Origin of the sequence: Nostoc cycadae WK-1 (genome assembly GCF_002897135.1) — a bacterium.
Taxonomy (GTDB): Bacteria; Cyanobacteriota; Cyanobacteriia; order Cyanobacteriales; family Nostocaceae; genus Nostoc_B.
Map to the genome: position 1 here is coordinate 75,004 of NZ_DF978429.1, position 22,253 is coordinate 97,256.

Here is a 22,253-nt window from a genome sequence, read left to right on the forward strand (position 1 = left end):
TGGTTCTAGTGCAGAATTCAGGAGTCAGATGCTGAATGATAACTCCTGAGTTCTTATTTATAAGCTTTAATTAATTCACTAAAATCCCAGATTTTAGGATTTTCTTTACCAATGACTAAAGGTAACTTACCATTCCATCTTTCAATGGCTTGTTTTTGTAGTAACTCTGTTGTTAAACCATCACGTAGTAATCTATAAGTTTCAGCCTCGCCTTTGGCTAAATTCACTTTCGCCTCAGCTTCTTTTACTGCTTTCAAAGCCAGAAATTCGGCTCGTTTGGCTTCTTGTTCCGCAATTTGCTTTGCTTCTACCGCCTCACCAAAGCGCTCAGAAAAATGAACATGAACTAAAGAAATATCATTCACTGCAATATGATAACTACGTAAACGCGTAGTTAACGCTGTGTCTAGCCCTAATTTGACTGCTCCTCTTTTAGTAATAATTTCTTCCGCCGTATATTGAGAAATAATCGATTTGATTACTTCTTCAACTGCTGGGTTAATGATTCGAGTAATTACATTTTCTTTATTACCAATCTGTTGAAAAATAATATTAACTTCTTCTGGGATGAGATGCCAATTTAGTGCCACATCAGTGAAAACATCTTGTAAATCTTTAGCCGCAGCTTCAGTAGATATTTCCTGTTTCTGTACACGGATACTTAACTTTTCTACTGTATTGACTATTGGGATAATTAGATGAAGTCCTTCGCCTAATATTTGCTCTTGCACTTCGCCAAACTTCATTAATACGCCACGTTCCCCTGCGTTAACTATCACGCAAGGGGTGAGAAAAATAGTAATTAAACATAAAAGTGCTGTCAATTTACCAGCATTATTAAAAGATTTATTGTTTTTCATTGTCGTGTGTCAAATTCACTAGTACTAAAAGGCTGAAATAAAAAAATTCGTATAGTCAGCTTTTCAGCAATTTATAATAGGTGCTTGATTTAGGCTATGTTGTACTAGCTTAAAAAATATTACAGGATATCTGCGATCGCCAACAGCAAGCCCAATGAATACGGCATATTTTCAATCAGGGAAAGGTAGAGAGGCTATTTTTCTCCTGAATTCTGACTTTGTTCGGCTGAGGCTCACGGTGAAAGCTGAATTCTGGGGTATGTGTTTCAGTCCACATCAGCTATCATGCAATCTGTCTACCCTATTAGTAAACTAGTAGAGTTATTTGGTTATGGGGATGGAAAAATGAGAATTTGGCTGGCTTGCTTTGTGCTACTATTCGCCTTGGCAGAACTGTTTGACTGGTTACAAGAATTTTCTCTACCATTGCCGATTTATATTTTAGGCGGAGCGTTTTTAGCAGTTGCTTCTAATTATGACAAAATTGTGGGTTCTTACTTCAGTGACACGTCAATTGCTGCATCACTAGAAACATCACAGCTAGATGCGCCCACTCAACCCCTCGCCTCAATTTCTGCGGTTGAGGATATACAGAAATCGGAACAACAGGTTTAGTCAGTTTCGATCAGAACTGTCACCGCAGCGATCGCAATTAACATTTCATCGTTTTTATCATTGAGCGAGGGAATCGCCCTTCCTTCCACCACCATTCCCCCAGACTCAACAGTGATAGTTTTGCGTCCAAAAGGTAATACTGCAAGAACCTCATCTGTTCTCACTTGTTCGGGATAGGGTACTGCTATTTGAACTTCAACAATCATCTCATTAGGATCATTCAACCCAGCCACTTCCCAAACTCCTGGTAAAGCATTATGAGCGATCGCATTTCGGACTGCTCTCGCAGCTGCTACAGTTGGTTCCTGTCCATGCTGATCTACACCCATTCCCATCTCAATCACTAAGCGTTTACGTACCATAGCCACCTCCTGGACAATAACTCACACCAAATTGAACAAGAATTACGCTTGGGTGAGGGTGAAGGGGCAAAATCAAGTCAAAAGTTAAAAGTCAAAAATTCTCTGACTTTTGAATTTTGAATTTTGACTTCCCGGTAGGAGTGTATGTATTTAAAATCCTCACACTCTCACACCCTTACACCCATTCTCAACAAACAACCTCTGTGCGTATTTCCTGTTAAGGACAAAACAAAGTATCACGGGTGTCCCGTCCTGTAGTGGGATTAGTACCTTTAGCTACCTTGCATAATTTTTTTTGTTCATCTGGACGCAGCAGTACATCAGTAAAATCTGCTCCATCAATAATTGCACCATCAAATTTGGCATTAGCTGCAAACGCACCTTCTAAAACTGCATTAGTCAAATCTGCTTTAATCAGACGGGCTGAGTCTAAAGTAGCATTTGACAAATCAGTTCCCTGTAGATTTGCCGACTCCAAATTAGCAGCAAAGAAACTCACACCACGCAAGTTACTATTGCTAAAGTTACTTTGACGGAGATTAGCTTTGGTAAAGCTAGAATCTGTTAAATCACGTCCAGAAAAATCAGCATCGACTAATATTTCTTTGTTGTATTCGAGTGCTAAAGCTGTTGGCGTATAAGTAAAATTAGCTGTGATGCTAAAGACTGTCCACAGCAATACACTGAGTATGCTTGCCCAAATGCGATCGCTTAACCTAGAATTCATCGTACTTTTAACCAATGGCGAATCATCCTCCATCCCATTATCTCGATATTGGTCAACTAGGTGAAGATTTAGTTACACAATGGTTACAGTCTAACGGTTGGTTGATTCTACATCGGCGCTTTTCTTGCCGTTGGGGAGAGATTGATATTATTGCTCAATATCCAGGGGGACAGGTAGAGGAGCAGGGAGCAGGGGAGCCAGGGAGCAGGGGTGCAGGGGTACAAGGGAGTATTGCACTCAGCACTCTACACTCTACACTCGCTTTTGTCGAGGTAAAAACACGCAGTCCAGGTAATTGGGATGCAGGCGGAAGAAACGCTATCACGCCGCAAAAACAGGCAAAACTATGGCGTACAGCCGAAATATTTTTAGCTCAATATCCCGACAAAGCTGATTATCCTTGTCGGTTTGATGTAGCTATTGTGAGTTATCAGCCAATATCTCAATTACAAACTCAGATCAAATCAGTTCAAGATGCTTTATTTAGTTCATCAGTTGCGGGATACAAATTTCATCTGCAAGAATATATCCCGGCAGCTTTTGATGCTTGAATTGATTAAAGTGAGGGCGAATAATAATTGACAACAACTTAAATATTTTTGTCAGCAATTACAAATTCTTTGCAGTCGCCCTCACCATCAAAAGTTTCACGCTAAAGTTTCCGGACAGTAACCTAATCCACGAACAAACTGTTGGCGAAATGCTTCAATTTCTTCTCTTTCTGGGCTACCATGAGAAACTATCGCTACTTGATAGCGGCGCATCACGTCTACAGGACACTGACCTGCTTCCAAACTCCAAAGTGCCATTTGCACACGCATAGGTGGCTCGTAGCAAATTCCTAATTCATTTAGGAAAGCCCGAAAGTCTCCATCCTGTTGCGCTGAGACTTGACCTTTAAGTTTGATCCTAACCACCCAGCCATCTATTTGATGAATTACGGTAACGAACGAGACTGGTAACTGGGGCGTTGCGTGCAGATGTTGAACGACCCGCAATGTTAGACTGGCATTTGCCAGATAATACAAATATTCCATGTTGGTGCTTGGGATCAAAGCCAATCCTACACTTCTATCATCCTCAATAGATCACTTTCCCGGTAGGGTAGAAGCCCCCGTCTTTGGATGGGGAGTTTTACCCATATTTATGACTCATCATTAGGTATTACTTAATGATGCCCCTAGGAAAACCCTATGAATGAAGTTGTGTTTTCCCTAGAAAATATCAAATAAACCCGTAAAATCTAACATAACCTTCAATGGAGCCAGCAATAACTCAAGGAAATTTTAATAAAGTGACTGCCACAGGAGTAGAAGAAGTAAACTTAGATTGTTCATTAATTGGGTATGATTACGTACTCCCTCCAGAACTGATTGCCCAAAATCCGGCAGTTCCCAGAGATAGTTCTCGGTTATTAGTCGTCAATTCTGCCGCCACAGGTAGGGATTCGGCACCACTACACCACATCTTCCGAGATTTACCTGAACTGCTGCGTCCTGGTGATTTGTTGGTGATGAATAATACCAGAGTTATCCCCGCCAGACTTTATGGAAATAAATCTACAGGAGCAGAAATTGAAGTATTGCTGTTAGAAGAACGACAGCATAACTGTTGGTTAGCCTTGGTTAAGCCAGGAAAGCGTTTTAAATCAGGTTCCCAAATTATTTTTTCTGGTAAAGGGTTAGAAAATGATTCCTCCACTCCCCAACTCACAGCGACAGTTTTAGAAACCGATGCGGCGACTGGTGGGCGGTTGCTGCAATTTGATGTCCCGCCAGGAAAATCTTTGGTAGAACTGTTAGATAAATTTGGTGAGATTCCTTTACCGCCTTACATCACTACCTCAGCCGCTGCGGATGAACAATATCAGACTGTATACGCCGAACAACCAGGTGCGATCGCAGCGCCAACGGCTGGGTTACACTTTACTCCAGAATTACTAGAAAAATTGCGCGATCGCAATATCCATCAAGCATTTGTCACACTCCATGTTGGTGTGGGTACATTTCGCCCTGTGGAAGTGGAGGATGTCACCACCCACGCAATGCACGAAGAATGGATTGAAGTTCCTGCGGCTACAGTAGAACAAATCCGCGCCACTCAAGCCGCTGGTGGGCGAATTATTGCTGTCGGTACAACGGTAGTACGTTCTTTAGAAGGTGCAGCCCAATCGGGACAATTACAACCATTTTGCGGCAAAACCAACTTATTTATTTATCCCGGCTATCAATGGCGGGTAGTTGAGGGGTTAATTACTAATTTTCACCTACCCCGTTCGAGTTTGCTGATGCTGGTAAGTGCCTTGATTGGCAGGCAAAGATTATTGAAAATATACCAAGAAGCGATCGCCTCTCGATATCGTTTTTACTCCTTTGGTGATGCCATGCTGATTTTGCCAGAAGGGAGAGAAATGCTGAGTGCTGAGTGCTGAGTATTTTGGCTATTTGCCATTTTTTGCTAATTAGGTATATTTCAGCCCTTCTCTGCTTCGGAGAGGGGTTGAGAAGAGGTTAATTGGACACACGTTGATTTAGGGTTCTCTGTGCAATTGCTTGCAGTTCTGGCGAAGTTAATGGAGCCAAATAATCAAAAATTTTTTTATTCCGTGCAAATTCACTACTGTAAACAAAAGCACTTTTGCAAGCGTATGCACATAAATTTAAAGGGAAATCATCTGGATCTGAGCCTCTAGCATTAACATCAGCGCCAGCCTGAACTAGCAATTTAACCATTTCTAGAGATTCTTCAAAAACTGCATACATTAAAGGAGTCCAATAAAGTTCGCTGTTGTCTCTTGCATTAATATCTTCTTGAACCGGAATAAGAGCTTGAACTTCTTCCAAATAATTAAAGCGAATGGCTCGAATCAGTGCTGCTGCAACATCCCCATCAGGTATAGTGTAGTCTCCATACATGATTTTTTCCTCCTGTTGGTGTTTTTAATATATGTGGTTGGCTGGAGTGATTTAATTTTTCTGGCTGTAGTGGGTACTCTGACTTATAGGATCTCACTACAAAAACAGGCGGCCATTTATGTATAAACAACATCAACTTCGTCAGTGGTATTGCTGCTTTTCTAGCTTGGGGTTTCACCGAGTGATCAATTGGCGGAAATCGCATTTAACAATTATCTCAGCGGCCTCGGCGTTTTTGGTGTTGGCTGCACCATCCGTAATAAATTTACCAGAAAGCAGAGTATTGGCTGAGAATGTCATCTCTCAGGATTTAGATGCAGCTATTTATTACCAAAAAGGAGTGACACTCTATAACCGAAAAGACTTAGACGGTGCAGAATCTGCATTTCGTCAAGCATTAGAACATGACCCAAATATTGGGATGGCACGGAATTACTTAGGGAATATTCTATTAAGACAAAATCGCTTAGATATAGCTGTTCAAGAATATAGCGAAGCAATTAGAATCAACCCGAATCAGAGTGAAGTTTATTACAACTTAGGGTTGGCGTTACAACGACAAGGTCAGAAAGAAGCGGCTGTTACAGCTTACCGCCAAGCTTTAGTCATCGAACCGAAAATGGCAACCGCGCAGTATAACTTGGGTGTAGTACTGCAAGAACTAGGACAACCGCAAGAAGCGATCGCCGCATATCAGCAAGCAGCTAATCTTGATAGCAGTAATGATAGTGCATTTTTTAATTTAGCGATCGCCCTCCAAGAACAAGGAAAATTAGAAGAAGCGATCGCAGCTTATCGTCAAGTTATCCAGCTAGATCCCAAAAATACTGCCGCTTATAATAACATGGCTGGTTTGCTGGTAGTTCAAGGTCAGGCTACCGAAGCAATTACTGTTTATAAACAAGCAATTCGCCAAGACTCTAAAAATGCCACAGCCTATCATAACTTGGGCATCACTTTATACAATCAAGGTGAACTCAAAAAAGCGAATGCAGCCTTGAAAAATGCGCTGAATAACTACCGCACACAAGGCAACACCGAACAAACTGCCAAAGTTGAACAATTAATGCAGCAAATTACACAGCAAATTGCTCAACAGAAATTACAAGAACAACAACAGCGTCAAGCTGGCAAAAAACCTGCACCTACTGAGAATGTAGCGACACCAGAACAACCCACTCCAGCAACTCCAGGCACAACACCAAGTAATTCCAGTGATGTACCTGTATCTTTAGAACAATCAACTAATTAACAATGGTGAAGTATGAAGGTTGAAATTGATATTTCATACTTCACACTTCATACTTCACACTTTTTTCTGACTAAATGGCATTTCCTCATTAATTTGCTCAATTTCCTGCTGTTCTAGTTGATTCACTTCTCTAATATAAGGAAGTAAAATTTGCGCTAAACGGTGATTGTAAAAGCGATGCAGGCTGTAATTAGGTGCAGCCGGGAACCCACGCCGTTTTTTGTGCCTTCCACCCGCACCAGGATCGAATATTTGGATATTATGAGCGATCGCCCACTCTATTGGGGTGTAATAGCAAGCATCAAAATGTAGGCAATCGATTTCTTGAAAACTTCCCCAATAGCGTCCATATAATCTATCGTCTTTATAAAGGCAAAAAGACATACCCACCGGATGGCGATCGTCTTGTTCGCTGTAAGCGGTAAAAAATACTACTCGGTGGCGATAATCGGCGTGTAGCTGTTCAAAAAATTGTTTGGTTAAATATTTACTCCCCCACCAGCCAAACTTATCACAAGTATCGGCGTAAAATTGGTACATCAATGGAAACAAAGATTTAGGAATTTCATCACCAGTCAGTGGTTGGAGTCGTAAACCAGCCTTTTCTACAGCTTTACGCTCCCGCTTAATATTCCGGCGCTGATTGGCGTTGAACACTGCTAAATAGTCATCAAAAGTATTAAATCCGAGATTTTCCCAGATGTAGCTGTGGTGTAACCAAGAACTAAACCCATTGCGTTCTAAAACCGGCCGCCATTCAGGATCAACATAGAGAAAGTGACAACCAGAAATTCGATGTTTAGTGCAGAAAGCGTCAATTTCATGCACCATCATGGCGGTGATTTCATCTTCATCTTCTCCTGGCGCAATTAAGAAACGATAACCTTCCGCCGGGGTAAAGGGAGCCATCCCCAAGAGTTTGGGATAATATTGCACACCGATGCGATCGCTTAATTCTGCCCATTGATGATCAAAGACAAATTCACCGTAACTATGTCCTTTTAAATAAAAAGGTGCAGCAGCAATTAAGGTTCTGTCTCGCCACAAAGTTAAGTGATTGGGCAACCAGCCAGTTTTATCTGTCGCACTGTGAGAAGTTTCCAGATTTTTTAACCATTGCCATTCTAAAAATGGAGTCTTCAAGGGCAGTGCTAAAGCATCCCAGGCGTTTTGGGGTACTTCAGCGATTTTGTTAATCCAAGCAACAGAATAGCGCGGCTTAAGTTGTTCCACCATCTTTTCAGAAGATTAGGGACTCGGAAGTGAAAAGGCAAAAGCTTTTTGACTTTTACCTTTTTACTTTATTTAGTCTAATGTTCGTTGCACCTGATAGTGTAAAAAGACTTCTTGCTCAACTTGTTCAACTGCCAAAAGTTTGAGCCGAGGAGCCAAATTAGCGAAAAATCCCTGTCCTTCTACTGGGGTGGGTGCTGTCGTACCACCCAAAATCAATGGGCAAATAGTCAACCAGAATTCGTCTATTAAATCTGAGTGAACCATAGAAGCTACTAATTGACCGCCACCTAAGACGACTAAGCGTGTTATATGTATAGATGCCAGATATTGCAACGCAGCTGTAGTGTCAATTGTTCCTGTTGAGGTTTCAAAAACTAAAATCTGTTCAAATTCTGAGCGTCCTTGCCAAACACTTGCTCCTGCTGTTGTGGTCAATAACCAACGTGGGATAGGTTGTTTAAAAAACTTGATTTCCGGATTAAAATCCGCAGATTGTGTAATGACTATATGAACCGGTTGGGGGGTCTTACCCTCTTTGATTCGATGTTGCAGCAGTGTTGGATGTGATACGGTAAGTGTCGTACCGTAAGCACGGAGAGTGCCAGCACCAAATAGAACGGCATCAGAGGCAGCGATTTGTTTTTCTAGGTGTGCTTGATCAGCCCCGGAGCCAAATCGAGCAGCCGATCGCCTAAAATCTGCTATTTTGCCATCTGCACTCATTGCCAAAACCACTGTGGTATGAGGACGATGTTGCGCCATTGGGTTGGTTTGATAGTCTAAAGTGTTTTTCTTGCTAGTGTGTTGATTGTAAAAAATCTCCGCCCAGCAAGCTACTGTTTACCAATTTCATCACTTTATTTTTATGCAACATAAGTCGCAGTTACATCTCGCCCATAAGAGTTTTGGTATAACATATTTCTTTTTATGCCTTCATTGTTTGATACTGTTAGGGGTTGTTAACAAAACTCTCCCAACGTCACAAAATGTCTCATTTAGCTAATCTAATTGCATATTGTTTGCTGTTGTGGTTTGCAGATATGAAGTGAGACACCCGATGGCTAAGTCCCGCCAATCGTCATTTAGACGTATTTTAGTAACAAGAATTTTGCTACTGTTTGTCCCAGTGTTACTGCTGGGGGAAATTGTCGCTTTGAATAAAGCTCGTTCTAGCCTACTGAACACTGCCCGTCAAAATCTCACAGAAAGTGCAGTTCTCAAAGGTGAAAAGATAGTTAATGCGATCGCTGCTCTCAAAACCAGTGTATTAGTTACTAGTCAAACATCTATACTGCGATCGGGTTCAGAGGCTGAAGTCCAAGACTTTATCAATCAGGTAGTCAAAGAACTACCAACCTACATTGAGTGTGTACAATTAAGCAATCTGCAAAACGGCGACATCATTGCTAGTAGTTGTGGCAACAAAGTAATTAGAGAACCCAAATTGCCTTTTTTGGCTGACAATCTGGAAATCAAGGCAATATTACCGCCCAAAGCAGGTACAACAGGCCAAAGAGATACAGAAAATCAACTACAAATAGTACTATCTGCCCCTGTGTACAGTCAAAGTGGGCAATTCAAGTATGTTTTCAGTATGCAGTCGTCACTATTCAAGCACACCAAAAATCATCCAGGCTCACTAGCTGGTTCCACATTGGTAATTGCTGACGATGGCACAATCCTCGCACACCCAATACCAGAGAGAATCAACAGTAATATTCAGGAATACCCTGATGCCAAGCGATTGCAAAGCATTATTAAAAATGCCATCACAGGACAAAGTAATTCTGTCAACTTATCGTTTCAAGAAGGCAAAGAATTAGTCGCTGGTTACAGTGTGATTAGCAATCCCATTGCCCAACAGCCACAACAATGGATTATTTTAGCTGTGACTAGTGTGGACAATGCACTATTTGGTTTAGAGGAAATTAAATTAATCTTAATTGTATTGACAGTTGGTTTAATTGGTGCAACTTTGTTGGCATCGCTATATTTGGCTCCTTACTTGGCAGCCCCTGTGGAAGAATTGCGAGATTATGTGCTGAATATTCACAGTCATCATGCAGCCCAAACAGTCCCGCAAAACTTTAAAATTCGGGAGTTTAACCAACTAGCACAAGCAATTGATCAGATGTTTGAAAGGCTCAAAGCCTGGGCGGAAGAATTAGAAATTGCTTGGAAAGAAGCCAAAACTGCCAACCAAATTAAAAGTCAGTTTTTGGCTACAACTTCTCATGAATTGCGTAACCCCCTGAATATCATTATTAATTGTGTGCGCCTAGTGAGAGAAGATATGTGCGATAACCGCGAAGAGGAACTAGAGTTTCTCAAACGCGCTGACGAAACCGCCATCCATTTACTAGGCATTATTAACGATTTACTGGATATTTCTAAAATTGAAGCAGGTAAACTCTCGGTTGTTTCCATACCAATGGATCTGCGACAAACTTTGTTAGAGGTAATTAATATCCAATCGGTAACTGTGCAACAAAAAGGCTTACAGTTAAAAATCACCTTGGGTGATGAGCCGATTCCAGTCAAGGCAGATGCAGCTAAACTGCGCCAAGTATTAATTAATATTATTGGTAATGCGACTAAGTTTACCGATGAAGGCAGTATTGCGATCGCCGCTACAATTAACAATTACAATCACAATTCTCAAGTCATTGTTTCTGTAACCGACACAGGTTTAGGTATTGAACCTGCTCAACAACACAAATTATTTCGCCCCTTTGTACGAATAGATGGTGGTTCTACACGTAAGTTCGATGGTACAGGATTGGGACTAGCAATTTCTCGCAACTTAATTGAACTGATGGGTGGTAGCATTTCCCTAGAAAGTGCTGGTCTTAATCAAGGCACAACTGTCAAAATTATTTTGCCAATCATCGATAGTGAGAATGGGGAAAATGGGAAAGTTACCTCTGAAGAAGAGAAAATCACAGAGCTAAACTCCCACGAAGCAACTTCCACTGAAGATAATTATCAATTACCATTAGTAGAAAAAATTTTAAAGGTTGAGCATTAAATCTCAATTGTTATATTGTTCAGAACCTACTTAACCTGTTGTTTTAGTTTTCTTAACCTCTGAAGATAAGTTCAAGGTTTATTTAAGTGATATTGCCACAATATTTACCTTGAGCTTTGGAGCTTAGTCTGATGAAATTAACTAACAACTTTGGCATTGCTACTGTTGCGATCGCCTTATCTTTAGCTACGGTTGAAGTTAAGCCCACACAGGCTGCTGTATTTAATTATAATTTCACTGCGAATGTGACATCTGGCCCTAACATTAGTCAATACTTTGGTTCTTTTAGATATGATGACACTAACTTAACTGGTGTCGGGACAGAAAACCTAAACGTGAGTAATGGATTACAATCCGTGGTGTTTGATTATTTAGGTACTCGCTACACAGAAACTGACGATTTTGATTTTCCCGCGGGAATTGCACCTGTAGTTAGCTTTAACAATGGTAATTTTGTAGGACTCAGCTACTTAGTCGAAGATCAGTTTTTCATTGGTGATGTCAATACTCCGTCAACTACTGGAAATAGATTTTATAGTATTGTGAGCGCTGACTTGTTATCGACCACGGAACAAGGTGCAGTTACTTACACTAGAGTTCCAGAACCATTAGCGCTTTTTGGTACAGCGATCGCCACGGCTACCGGATTTTTGGTAAATCGTAAGAAAAAGCATCTGTAATGCAATAAAAATAATAGGGTGGATATGATCATACCCACCCTATTACTAAATTCTCACTCCTGACTTCCTTCAGCTGCCACTCGCAGCGCAGCCTAAATTATATTTAAACAAATCTGCCGCTAATCGGGTTCCGGCGCTGGATGCCAATTACAGACGGACGAGGAAAACCTTGGGGTTGATTTTGACCACCATCAGTAGTGGGAATGTTGCCAGGCCAGCTACTACCACGAGGAACCGTACGAGTTTGGTTAAACAATGTACCATCCAAAGCCAGCATTTCTATACTGCGGCTGAGAATCGTACCATCATTAATTGGTGAATCTTCACCGGGATGCTGTACGGAAATAATCAGTGTATCGCCGACAAAAGTTGGCCCTGTCATTTCACAACGCACAGGCCCTTGAGCAAACGGAAAGACTCTTCCAGCATCAGGCCCACTGGTGGGGATAAAGAATAGCCAGTTATTACCAAACACACCTGTGAAATTGGCGATATTACCAGTACTTGTGTGATTAATAGTTATAGGACTACCAGCTGCACCCACGTTGAAACCGTTATGGGTACCTGTAGACATATCCGTTACACCCCAAACATTGGCTTGATTGTCAAATACAAGGTTGTCTATACTAGCAAAACCAGCACCATTGACTGATCCGGCTTCGCCACCTTGAGCAAATCTTTGCCATCTAAAGGTGAGTCCGGTGCTATCAGCACTGTCTTCAATGATTTTGTAAAGTCCACCTGACTGTTGAGTAGCATTCACATCAGTGCTTAACTTAGCAACTTGAAAAATGCGGGAGTCAGGATAACCATCACTACCAGGCGCACCATCAGTATAGGAGATGAACACTTCTCTTCTATTGATGGGATGTATTTCCAAATCTTCGGGACGGGCGGTAGGAGTTCCCCCAACTAAGTTTGCTGCTAAGAAAGCATCACAGAGAACAGCACCTTGAGTGGGATAGAAATCTGCTAGTGTTCTACCTTGATATTGGGGTAAAGCTGTAGCTTCGTTAGTGCGATCGCAATTAAATCCGCCACCATCGATAGTTTGTCCTGCTATCCCATTACGTCTAGGTAGTGGTAAACGACCATTGTTTTGTGCTAAACCACGCGCTGCAAATTCAACAGACGAAATGATTGAAGGGGCGATGGGATTTGTGGGGGTGTTTAAACGTAATGGTATCCATTGACCCGTACCATCTGGATTGTAACGAGCTACATATAAAGTACCTTGTTCCCACAAATTACTATTAGCTTTACTGTTTGGCGAAGTAACAACCCCATCACTGACAAACTTCCATGTGTGTCCACCGCGTCTATCGTCACCCATGTAAGCAACTAATTTTCTCCCAGCTTCAGCACGCATGGTAATGTTTTCATGGCGGAAACGACCCAAAGCAGTATGTTTCCGAGGACGGAAACCAGGATTCACTGGGTCAATTTCTACCATCCAGCCATATTTTTCGCCAACTAAACCAAACCTTTCGCCAATTGTCTCAGGGGTGTAACCTGTTTGGCTACCATTGGGTAGGACTGCTTCTGTCACTCCGACAAAAAAGGCAGAACCACCTTGAAAGTTTTCTTCCGCAGTTAAGATTGTTCCCCAAGGACTCGTACCACCAGAACAGTTAAACCCAGTACCAATAATTTTGTTACCCAGTCCATCAGCATTGACACTTTCAAATACTTGAGTAGCCGCAGGGCCAGTCCCATATAAATAATTTTGGTCGCCTTGCTGATAGCTGAGAGTTCCCCAACTAGTAACGCTTTGATATCTATCGCTTCTTTGGCGGTTAATTCCCAAACCAGACAGACCATGAATCCGGCGATTTCTCGGATCTCTAACTACGGTATAACGTCTAGCAGAGTTGCGGCGAGAGATGCGGATAATTGAGCCGCCTACGTTATATAAAAATTCCCCTTCTAGTTCCACACCTCTGGCTGCTGGTAAAGACCGACCAATGACTGGTGGAAATGTTGTTGGTAGCCCTTGAACATCAACAGGTGCTTCTGGTGCTAAATCAGAAAGGGGAAAACCAACATATTCATGATTAACCCACAAAAAGCCTTCATCATTGGTTCTGCCGAGAGGAATGAAACCAGTGTAATCGCAGTTGTAACCAAAGTATTCATCAGGGTTGGGAAACACGCGATCGCCCCAACTAACAATCACATAACGTTCATATTCTGGTGGTACTACAACATCATCAATAACGTTATAGCTAGGCAAATTGGGAGTTGTAGATGGAGCAATATTCTGCCCTTGTCCAATTCCTGTTGGTAAAAAACTCCTTTGAGTTTGATAAATCGGTAAAGGATGAGGTAAACGTACTGGCGTAAAATTTAGTGGAGTTGTTGTTGCCTCTGCGACACCAGACAAACCTGTTAAAAGTTTGTCTCCCAATACAGCAGCCCCTGCACTGCCACCAAAAAATATGAGAAGTTGTCTTCGACTGAATGTAGACATCAAATTATCCTCTGTTGTATCAGGAGAAATTTACTAGTAACCAACTCTTTTTCAAGCTGAATAAATAACTCAAACTATGTGAGTTTTGCTAATTTCAAACTTTAGTAATCCCAGGTTAAAGTGCAGGTTAATCCTGATTTTTATTTTTAAAGTTCCACACTATACCCTAGATTTTGATTAACTTAATTAACAATAATTATTATTGGGTTATCTTATGGTTAACTAAAAATTATCTCTGTCTTTATAGGCATAATTTCTCATATTGCTCATAAAAAAATCCCCGACTTTCTGAAAAAGTCGGAGATTTTCACCGCAGTGAGAAAACCGAAAATATTGATTATTGACTAGAAGCTGTAGTGGGATTAAGAGGAATTAAAGGCTGCTTAGACATTGCGTCTAATCCTACCGATCGCAAAATATCATCCCAATCTCGGACTACAGTTAAATCATTGGGATGGGCTGCACGTAAATCAGCCAAAGTTTTTAGAGTATCATGCCAATAACCATTTTCTGCATAGATGAGTACACGTTGTTTAGGTGTTGCTGTTTGTAATTTATTCGCTACCGTTGGTGTTAGTTCTACTCGTTCGATCCAGCCACTAGCAATGGGATCACCACTGCGATCGCCATTGGTGGAATCACACAATAGAGAAAAGCGCCATTGATATTTCTTCCCCACTTCTAACCCGGCAAAATCCCCTGGTAAGCCATAGCTCATAATTCCGGTGCTGGCTGTTAAGGGTAAAGTTTTATCGAGTAATTCTTCTCCGGCTTCATCTCTAAGTAAAAATTCGGCTTGCTGGGCTGAGGTTTGGGGAACATTCACAAAAAATGTCGGGCGATCGCTAACTGTTAATTCCACGGGAACTTGATTAGCTGCACTCTTGGGAGGTTTGGGGGGTAATACTCCACTAATATCTTGTGGACTGCATTTTCCCCGCGCTGCGCCAGCTTCCAGATTGCGAGAACCACGAATTCCTGGCACTTTAAATCTTAATAGAGAACGCCGACGCGGAAATAATCTAGGCGTGGAACGCGGAAGACTGAATTGAGCAACATTATAAGTAGGCGCTGCAATGGTGGGGATTGTACTGAGAAGCAAATCTGGAATGAGAGTTAAACCTAGTGTAATTAATAGTAAGTTTTTTTTGAGCATATTTTTTACAATATATATGTTTATATTAATGACTATTTCATAGTATTTAAAGTTTCATTTTGTGAATCTCTCTGCCTAAATTTAGTGAATTTAGGCTTAATATAGCCTCAGTGAAATCACTATAGCACTCCTAAATAACGAGATTCCTGACTTCTTACAGAAATCGGGAATCTGAGTTTATCGATTTTTATCAATCAATTTCATTTAGAAATATTAAACAGCCAATGACAGATTAAAGAAAAACAGGTAGTTTGGACGCACATTAACTAAATATTTTTTACAAAAAAATCATTACAGGGCTATTTTTTAACATTTACACTTTAGCTAATCAATCAAGAGGTAATACTAATGCTTGGTCAAGATTCCCAACACCGCAATTTCCGTCAAACAGTTTTAACCATTGGCGGGACAGTAGTTGTCACCAGTGTAGCGATCGCCGGATTAATTTTAGGATTGCGCGAACTGGGTAGTTTGCAGGGAATGGAATTAGCTACATTTGATTGGTTAATGCGATCGCGTCCAGATGAAGGAGTAGACAATCGTTTTTTAATCGTTGGTGTGGATGATACAGATATCCAAACCCGCAAAGAATATCCCATTGAAGACGGTACAATGGCGCAGTTACTAACAAAACTAGAAGAACACGAACCGCGCGTAATTGGGATTGATATTTTGCGGGACGTGAAACAAGGTACAGCCGCAGGTCGTACAGACTTAATGCAAACATTATCAGCAAACGAGAATATTGCCGCAGTCTGCGTCGTCAGTAAAGCCGATTCTCCCGGTATCGCCGCCGCACCAGGGATTCCCGAAGATAGAGTTGGAGTCGCAGATTTTCCCGTAGATGCTGGTGGTACAGTCCGTCAAGGGATGATTATTTCCATTCCTAAAGCTTCCAAACTGCCAAAACCTAGCGAACATATCTGCAATATCGCCGACCCCGAAAACCAATTACCATCTCTGAGCTTTCAAATGGTGGTGCGTTATTTAGCCGCCCAAGGAATTGAACCAGAACTGACAAAATCTGGGGAATTAAAGTTTGGTTCTACCGTTCTCAAACGCTTAACGCCAAAATCGGGTGGATACCACAACATCGATACATCAGACTACCAAATACTACTTAACTATCGTTCTGCCAAAAACGCTGTCAAACAAGTATCTCTCAGTGAGGTTCTAGCAAATAAAGTTGACCCAGCGTTGATTAAAGACAAAATTGTCATGATTGGCTACACTGCCCAAATTGTCAAAGATACTTTTTATACACCTTATAGTGCAGGGTCAGCGGATAGTCAAAAAATGCCAGGGGTAGTAGTTCACGCCCAAAATGCTAGTCAGATATTAAGTGCAGTTTTGAATAAACGACCTTTATTTTGGTATTGGAATGAATTACAAGAAGGCTTATGGGTATTTGCTTGGTCACTAGTCGGCGGATTTTTAGCTTGGCGGATTCGTAAACCTTGGCTGTTGATCTTGGGTGGAGGAGTAGCGATCGCTATATTATTAGGAACCAACTATATAATATTTATCCATGCTGGTTGGATACCTCTAGTGCCACCAGTTTTAAGCCTTTTAGGTAGTGCTGTTGCTGTTGTTTTAATAGATAGATATGCCGCTACAATTGTTAAAACAGTTAAAGGCTTCCTCAAAATTAATATTGATATTGACGAAGACAAAAAAAATCAAGAGGTCGCGGCAATTACCGAAAGTGATTACTTTTTAGAATTACAGCACAAGGCTAAAGATTTGCGGGTTCGGGAGAATGAAGACAAATTATCTCTTACAACTACACCTGTTGTGAATGATTTCGATAATCATAATCTTTTACCTGACACAATCATTAATAAACCCTCAAATATCGAAACTACAGACATAGATTATTTACAACAAGTACGCGATAGGCGAAACAAACTTAACTCCCAAGAAACTTTACTTCCTCAAACCTCAAACAATAACTTAGAAATAACCACAACACCAACAACAATTGAAGAACCAGACGAATTAGAATACTTAGCAGATTTACAACGTCGTAGTAAAAAATTGAAGGAAAATAAATAATCATCATGAATTACCAAGAACCTGCCGAATCATCACCCCACAATAGTAAGTTAGATATCATAGATTTACCTGACGAACAACGACAACTTGTTAATTGGATAACTCGCCAGCAAAAAGTTAGTCTATCAGAAGTATCAAGTCATCTGAATATTACAGAAGAACTGGCACAACAACAGCTACAAATATTAATTAACCAAGGGTTTATTCAAGAATCAGAAGATAATCAATTAGTTTGTTATCAACCCCACTTTTCTACCCAAAAGAAAAGTAAGCTGAGTCAAAATATATGGGATAAACTCTAAACTATATAGATTTATACTCTGCGCTCTCTGGGTTTGGGCAATTCGCTAAAAGAAAATCACTTTTATCATGTCAAAAATTGTATCTATCCACTCATTCCGCGGCGGTACAGGTAAATCAAATTCCACCGCTAACCTAGCAGGAATAGTTGCACGTTATGGTTATCGAGTTGGGATTGTTGATACAGATATCCAATCTCCAGGTATTCATGTTCTGTTTGGTTTTGATGATCAGAAAATCAAATATTCCCTTAATGATTATCTTTGGGGACGCTGTAATATTGAAGAATCTGCCTACGATGTTAGCTCAACTTTAAGTCAAACAGTAGGAGCTAAGGGACGTATTTATCTCATACCTTCGAGTATTAAAGCTAGAGATATTACTAAAGTTCTGCGAGAAGGATTTGATTTTAATTTACTCAATGAAGGCTTTCAAAAACTACTGGTTGCTTTGAAGTTAGACTACCTATTCATTGATACCCATCCAGGACTTAATGAAGAAACCTTACTTTCAATTGCTATTTCTGATATTTTAGTGCTGATTCTCCGCCCCGATCGCCAAGATTTTCAAGGCACAGCCGTCACAGTGGAAGTAGCCCGTAAACTAGAAGTCCCAAAAATGTTGTTGTTAATTAATAAAGCGCTCCCAGCCCTAGATTTTGATGCACTCAAGCAACAGGTAGAAAAAACATATAACGCACCTGTCGCGGGTGTTTTACCGCTGTCTGAAGAATTGATTCAACTGGCCAGTAGCGATTTGTTTTGTTTACGTCATCCAGAACATCCCTTCAGTCAAGTTATGACTAAGGTAGCCAAAATGATTATCCAATAGACATTTTCTAACTCTATTACCAAGGATTACCAATCATGGTAAAAGCTGCCCAAAAATACGGATGAGTCAACTTTCTATCACCAAGTTCTAGTAGGACTGGTGGTAATGCTACATCACCACGCGCAGTTCTCAGCCTACCCATTTCTATCCGCACTTGGCCTTTGAGCATGGCGACTTGCGCTCGTCGCAGAGCTTCGGCTTTGATAGGCGCTTGTTTCAACTTTTCATAAAATTGAGTCATCAATCCGAGAGTACCTTCATCGGAAACGTACCATAAACTCGCCAATGCAGACTTTGTCCCAGCTTGCACCGCAAAGCCAGCAAAACCTAATTCTGCATCTTCGTTACCCAAGGCTGTACGACAAGCACTCAGCACGACTAGTTCTACAGGTGGGTTATTCCAGCCGAGTTGACGGATTTGATCCATTCTCAGTTGAGTGTCCCACAATTGAATATAAGAGTTATTCGGCGCACCTGAGTTAAATTCTCCATGAGTAGCAAGATGAACAATCCCGAATGCTTTTTGCTGTCGTTGGGCTTTGAGATTTGTTAAAGTGAAGGCTTCATTTAAGAAAACTCTACCAGGCCAAAGCTTTTGAGTGATAGTAGTCAATTCTGAAGGTACAGATGGTAATGGGTCTTGATTCATAAATTGCGATGCACCCATACCTAAAACTTCAGATTTCTTAATATCAATATATTGAGTATCTGTCAGGCTCAGACTTGGCATTAAACCAACACTATAGTTTTCAATGAGATACTGTTTACCATCATAAAGTGCGGCTATGGGCATGGTTCGCAAACCTGCATCTACAATAAACACTAGATTATTAATTTGCCTTGCTTGCAGGTTATATTTCAAGGGTGCAATTAACCAGTTGTATAATTTTGTAGCAGGAGTAAGATAGCTGTTTAACAAAGTTGCTTGGGTGACATTGTTGGTAAACTGTTTACTCATAGCTAAGACTTGCGATCGCGTCACATTAACTACTTTCCGAATTGGCTCACCCTTACCTGTAACTACTAATAACTCTAAAACATCATCGTCTTGAGGTGTGAGTTTTTGTTCTGGTAAAACATCACGTTTGAGAGTTTTCGGTATAAAAGAAACATAAATTAAAGCAGGTTTTACCCCTGTAGCATTTTCAATATTTACTAAAATCTCACTAGCTTCTTTAATACCTTTAATTGGCGGTGTACCTGTACCTAAATATCGCGCAAACTGGTTAGTAAATCTTGCATCAATTTTAAATATATCCTTATCTGTTTCTGCATCTAAAGAAGATTGATTTTTCTCTAAGATTGGTATACTAGCAGTTTTCTTTTCTTCTGTCTCAGAATCAACCACATTAGTGAGGTCTACATTCAGCAGATTATTCGTTGCGGGATTCAAAGGATTATTTGGCTCTAAAGGAGGAGGATTATTTGTTTCGGGATTAGGTTGGGGATTATCTGTTTCGGGATTAGGTGGAGGAATAATTATTGGTTGTCGCGTTATATTAATATTGATTGATTGCGGTGCAGATTCCGAAACACCATCACTCGCTTTAATCGTAAAAGCCGATACTCGACCCACAGAACCTCGTTGGGGAGTATAAACTAAAACGGTATTTGGATTCAGCACTGTTCCTGATGTAACTGGTGTCCCATCTTGAAAGGTTACAGAACCAGACAATATCCCATCAAGAATTATTTGACTGACATCATTATTAACATCATTAGTATTGATATTTAATGAACCAAAAGTAAATGTAATAGGTCGATTTTGGCGTGTATTAATTACACTATAGTTGTCTGTTAAAGTAGGTGGTGTGTTAACAGAATTAATGGAAATTAAGCTAGGAGTACCTTCTGCTCGTCCGCCTAGTGGAATAACAGGAAAAATGTGAATTGGGGATGTGGGAGAAATTTGAGAATTGTCACTATCTGGGATGATTTTTTCAGTAGCTGCCTCATTACCAACAATACTTATTTTGCTAACATTAATAGCGGCTGCTGTACCATTCAAGTTAGCATCACCCACAACAAATGGAACGTTATTTACACCTCCATCATGTTGAATCGTAACAGCCCCAGGTTGAGTAAATGCGCTGGTCAAAATTGAATTTCCGGTAGGCTGACCATTATCAAGAATTTCTCCTAATACCCTAACTGTTCCATTGGCTAAAAGATTAACATTACCACCTTGAGCGAATGGGGGTGTATTGGGCAACAACATAGCGGCTTGATTTGGAGAATTTGCATTGATAAACTCAATTTGATCAACATCAATACTCCTAGCACTTGTATTAATACTGCCAACAGTAATATTACCATCAGCTATTAAATTGACTGCACCTGCATTAGCAGTCCCTAAAATCAAAGCTGCTGAAGTATCAATATTATTAGTTGTAATATTACCGCCTGCTGTTAAATTAACTGCACCTGCTGTAGCAGTTTCAAAACGACTGAAAGCTGAAGCATCAATATTATCAGTTGTAATATTACCGCCTGCTGTTAAATTAACTGCGCCTGCCAAACCAGTAAATCTATCATTAGTGGTGATATCTTGAGTTGTGATATTACCGCCTGCTGTTAAAGAAACAGGGCCAGCTAGACCAGTAAAACTATCGGTAGTGGTGATATCTTGAGTTTTGATATTACCTATTGCCTGAATAGTGACGGCATTTGCCTTAAGAGTGACGGCATTTGGATCAATAATATTTGTGGTAACAACATCACCATTGCTAACATTCAAACCAGAACCAGTTAACTTTACCGTACCATTTTCAATCTGCAAACCAGAAGCATTCCCAACACCACCACCAGTTAACAATGCTGGTAACGAATTCGATACCAGATTATTATTAGTTGCATTCAGCGGTTGAATTTCTAAACTTAAAGGATTCCCCGCCATACTCAATTTGAGTAAACTACTGCCGGGTACAGCCGCAATTGTGATGTTACCACCAGGCGCTGACAAAGTTCCTGGACTTACGACTGTGCCACCAAATAGACTTAAATTATTCCCTGATGGCACTGCCAAATTACCTTGATTGAAAATGGCACTAGCGACACTGCTATCAAACGCGAAACTATTGGGTGTGCCGATAAGTTGGCTGTAGTCGTTTGTCCCAACCGCATTTAACCAGTTATTATTACCAAAACCGAGGCGTGTGGCTGTGGTAGCGGTGAATGATGCAGGTACATTTAAACTAGAATTAGCACCAAAGATAATGCCTGCGGGGTTGATTAAATATAAGTTAGAATTCCCGCCACTAACGCGAATGATGCCGTTAATTATTGATGCTTCACCACCTGTAACTCTACCTAAGATATTTTGAATTGATGGTTGCGATAAAAAGTTAGCTGTTTGGTTAGCATCTAGACCAAATTTGCTGAAGCTATGAAAGAGGTTGGCTTTGTCGCTACTTAAACTACCACCACTAATATTAATATTGTTATCTTGAGTGTTAACAGTTGTACCTGTACCATCATTGGCGGGGGTGATGTTTTGGGCTTGGACTTTTGCAGGTATTAAATATAAACCTAAAATGATGTTGATAGCTGTTAATGTTTTGACTTGAGATAAATATTTTTGCTGATGTTGTTGAAAAATTATTGGTAATTTGCTTGGGATTTTATTAAATTTAATATGCAAAAAAAAACTTTTAACATACTTATTATGAATTAAAACTCTATGTAAACTTCTTTTTTGATAGTTTAAAGTATACATGAGTCAGTGTGCGTTTAAAAGCTTTCTAAATATTAAATTTTGCATATTGCC

19 protein-coding genes are annotated in these 22,253 nt (G+C 40.5%); 9 read left to right on the forward strand and 10 right to left on the reverse strand.

Annotated elements, in window-relative coordinates; genetic code table 11:
- Positions 1-53: 53 nt before the first annotated feature.
- Entirely contained in the window at positions 54-860 is an 807-nt protein-coding gene (locus NCWK1_RS14395) for a prohibitin family protein (RefSeq protein ID WP_096581410.1), read from the reverse strand.
- 345 nt (positions 861-1,205) lie between these two features.
- Between NCWK1_RS14395 and NCWK1_RS14400 the strand changes: the two genes are divergently transcribed.
- Positions 1,206-1,475, forward strand: coding sequence for a hypothetical protein (locus NCWK1_RS14400; protein WP_096585413.1), 270 nt, complete (start codon positions 1,206-1,208; stop codon positions 1,473-1,475).
- Here NCWK1_RS14400 and NCWK1_RS14405 read toward each other — a convergent pair.
- Positions 1,472-1,837 (reverse strand): Lin0512 family protein, encoded by a 366-nt coding sequence (locus NCWK1_RS14405; protein WP_103125184.1) that lies wholly within the window; start codon positions 1,835-1,837, stop codon positions 1,472-1,474. The genes NCWK1_RS14400 and NCWK1_RS14405 overlap by 4 nt on opposite strands.
- A gap of 217 nt (positions 1,838-2,054) precedes the next feature.
- Positions 2,055-2,564 (reverse strand): pentapeptide repeat-containing protein, encoded by a 510-nt coding sequence (locus NCWK1_RS14410; protein WP_103125185.1) that lies wholly within the window; start codon positions 2,562-2,564, stop codon positions 2,055-2,057.
- Positions 2,565-2,578: 14 nt separating this feature from the next.
- Here NCWK1_RS14410 and NCWK1_RS14415 point away from each other — a divergent pair, with 14 nt between their 5' ends.
- Positions 2,579-3,115, forward strand: coding sequence for a YraN family protein (locus NCWK1_RS14415; protein ID WP_103125186.1), 537 nt, complete (start codon positions 2,579-2,581; stop codon positions 3,113-3,115).
- Between the two features lie 96 nt (positions 3,116-3,211).
- Here the strand turns inward: NCWK1_RS14415 and NCWK1_RS14420 are convergent, their stop codons facing one another.
- Positions 3,212-3,601, reverse strand: coding sequence for a hypothetical protein (locus tag NCWK1_RS14420; protein WP_096581419.1), 390 nt, complete (start codon positions 3,599-3,601; stop codon positions 3,212-3,214).
- Positions 3,602-3,822: 221 nt separating this feature from the next.
- Here NCWK1_RS14420 and queA point away from each other — a divergent pair, with 221 nt between their 5' ends.
- Positions 3,823-4,995 carry a tRNA preQ1(34) S-adenosylmethionine ribosyltransferase-isomerase QueA gene (queA, locus tag NCWK1_RS14425; RefSeq protein WP_103125187.1) on the forward strand — a complete coding sequence of 391 codons (1,173 nt, stop codon included), beginning with the start codon at positions 3,823-3,825 and terminating at the stop codon, positions 4,993-4,995.
- A gap of 79 nt (positions 4,996-5,074) precedes the next feature.
- Here the strand turns inward: queA and NCWK1_RS14430 are convergent, their stop codons facing one another.
- Entirely contained in the window at positions 5,075-5,479 is a 405-nt protein-coding gene (locus tag NCWK1_RS14430; RefSeq protein ID WP_103125188.1) for an ankyrin repeat domain-containing protein, read from the reverse strand.
- Positions 5,480-5,597: 118 nt separating this feature from the next.
- Between NCWK1_RS14430 and NCWK1_RS14435 the strand changes: the two genes are divergently transcribed.
- Positions 5,598-6,731, forward strand: a complete 1,134-nt coding sequence (locus NCWK1_RS14435) for a tetratricopeptide repeat protein (protein ID WP_103125189.1) — start codon at positions 5,598-5,600, stop codon at positions 6,729-6,731.
- A 54-nt stretch (positions 6,732-6,785) separates the two neighbouring features.
- On the opposite strand, the gene NCWK1_RS14440 is transcribed toward NCWK1_RS14435, so the two are convergent.
- Both NCWK1_RS14440 and NCWK1_RS14445 read right to left on the reverse strand, forming a co-directional pair.
- Positions 6,786-7,967, reverse strand: coding sequence for a GNAT family N-acetyltransferase (locus NCWK1_RS14440; protein ID WP_096581425.1), 1,182 nt, complete (start codon positions 7,965-7,967; stop codon positions 6,786-6,788).
- A gap of 69 nt (positions 7,968-8,036) precedes the next feature.
- Positions 8,037-8,729, reverse strand: a complete 693-nt coding sequence (locus tag NCWK1_RS14445; protein WP_103125190.1) for a RibD family protein — start codon at positions 8,727-8,729, stop codon at positions 8,037-8,039.
- 295 nt (positions 8,730-9,024) lie between these two features.
- On the opposite strand from NCWK1_RS14445, the gene NCWK1_RS14450 reads away from it, so the two are divergent.
- The gene (locus tag NCWK1_RS14450; RefSeq protein WP_103125191.1) at positions 9,025-10,995 is read left to right on the forward strand and encodes a sensor histidine kinase; all 1,971 of its coding nucleotides are present in this window, start codon (positions 9,025-9,027) and stop codon (positions 10,993-10,995) included.
- A 131-nt stretch (positions 10,996-11,126) separates the two neighbouring features.
- The gene (locus NCWK1_RS14455) at positions 11,127-11,675 is read left to right on the forward strand and encodes a PEP-CTERM sorting domain-containing protein (RefSeq protein ID WP_096581431.1); all 549 of its coding nucleotides are present in this window, start codon (positions 11,127-11,129) and stop codon (positions 11,673-11,675) included.
- 103 nt (positions 11,676-11,778) lie between these two features.
- Here NCWK1_RS14455 and NCWK1_RS14460 read toward each other — a convergent pair whose 3' ends face one another.
- Together NCWK1_RS14460 and NCWK1_RS14465 are read right to left on the reverse strand one after the other, a co-directional pair.
- Positions 11,779-14,145, reverse strand: a complete 2,367-nt coding sequence (locus NCWK1_RS14460; RefSeq protein ID WP_103125192.1) for a PhoX family protein — start codon at positions 14,143-14,145, stop codon at positions 11,779-11,781.
- Positions 14,146-14,482: 337 nt separating this feature from the next.
- Complete coding sequence (locus tag NCWK1_RS14465) at positions 14,483-15,301, reverse strand: DUF928 domain-containing protein (protein WP_103125193.1); 819 nt, start codon at positions 15,299-15,301, stop codon at positions 14,483-14,485.
- A gap of 348 nt (positions 15,302-15,649) precedes the next feature.
- On the opposite strand from NCWK1_RS14465, the gene NCWK1_RS14470 reads away from it, so the two are divergent.
- From NCWK1_RS14470 to NCWK1_RS14480, 3 genes are all read left to right on the forward strand, one after another.
- Positions 15,650-17,356 (forward strand): CHASE2 domain-containing protein, encoded by a 1,707-nt coding sequence (locus NCWK1_RS14470; protein WP_103125194.1) that lies wholly within the window; start codon positions 15,650-15,652, stop codon positions 17,354-17,356.
- A 5-nt stretch (positions 17,357-17,361) separates the two neighbouring features.
- The gene (locus tag NCWK1_RS14475; protein WP_103125195.1) at positions 17,362-17,658 is read left to right on the forward strand and encodes a CopY family transcriptional repressor; all 297 of its coding nucleotides are present in this window, start codon (positions 17,362-17,364) and stop codon (positions 17,656-17,658) included.
- A 67-nt stretch (positions 17,659-17,725) separates the two neighbouring features.
- Positions 17,726-18,487 (forward strand): MinD/ParA family ATP-binding protein, encoded by a 762-nt coding sequence (locus tag NCWK1_RS14480; RefSeq protein WP_096581441.1) that lies wholly within the window; start codon positions 17,726-17,728, stop codon positions 18,485-18,487.
- Positions 18,488-18,503: 16 nt separating this feature from the next.
- Here the strand turns inward: NCWK1_RS14480 and NCWK1_RS14485 are convergent, their stop codons facing one another.
- The gene (locus NCWK1_RS14485; protein WP_245894902.1) at positions 18,504-22,127 is read right to left on the reverse strand and encodes a CHAT domain-containing protein; all 3,624 of its coding nucleotides are present in this window, start codon (positions 22,125-22,127) and stop codon (positions 18,504-18,506) included.
- Between the last annotated feature and the right edge of the window lie 126 nt (positions 22,128-22,253).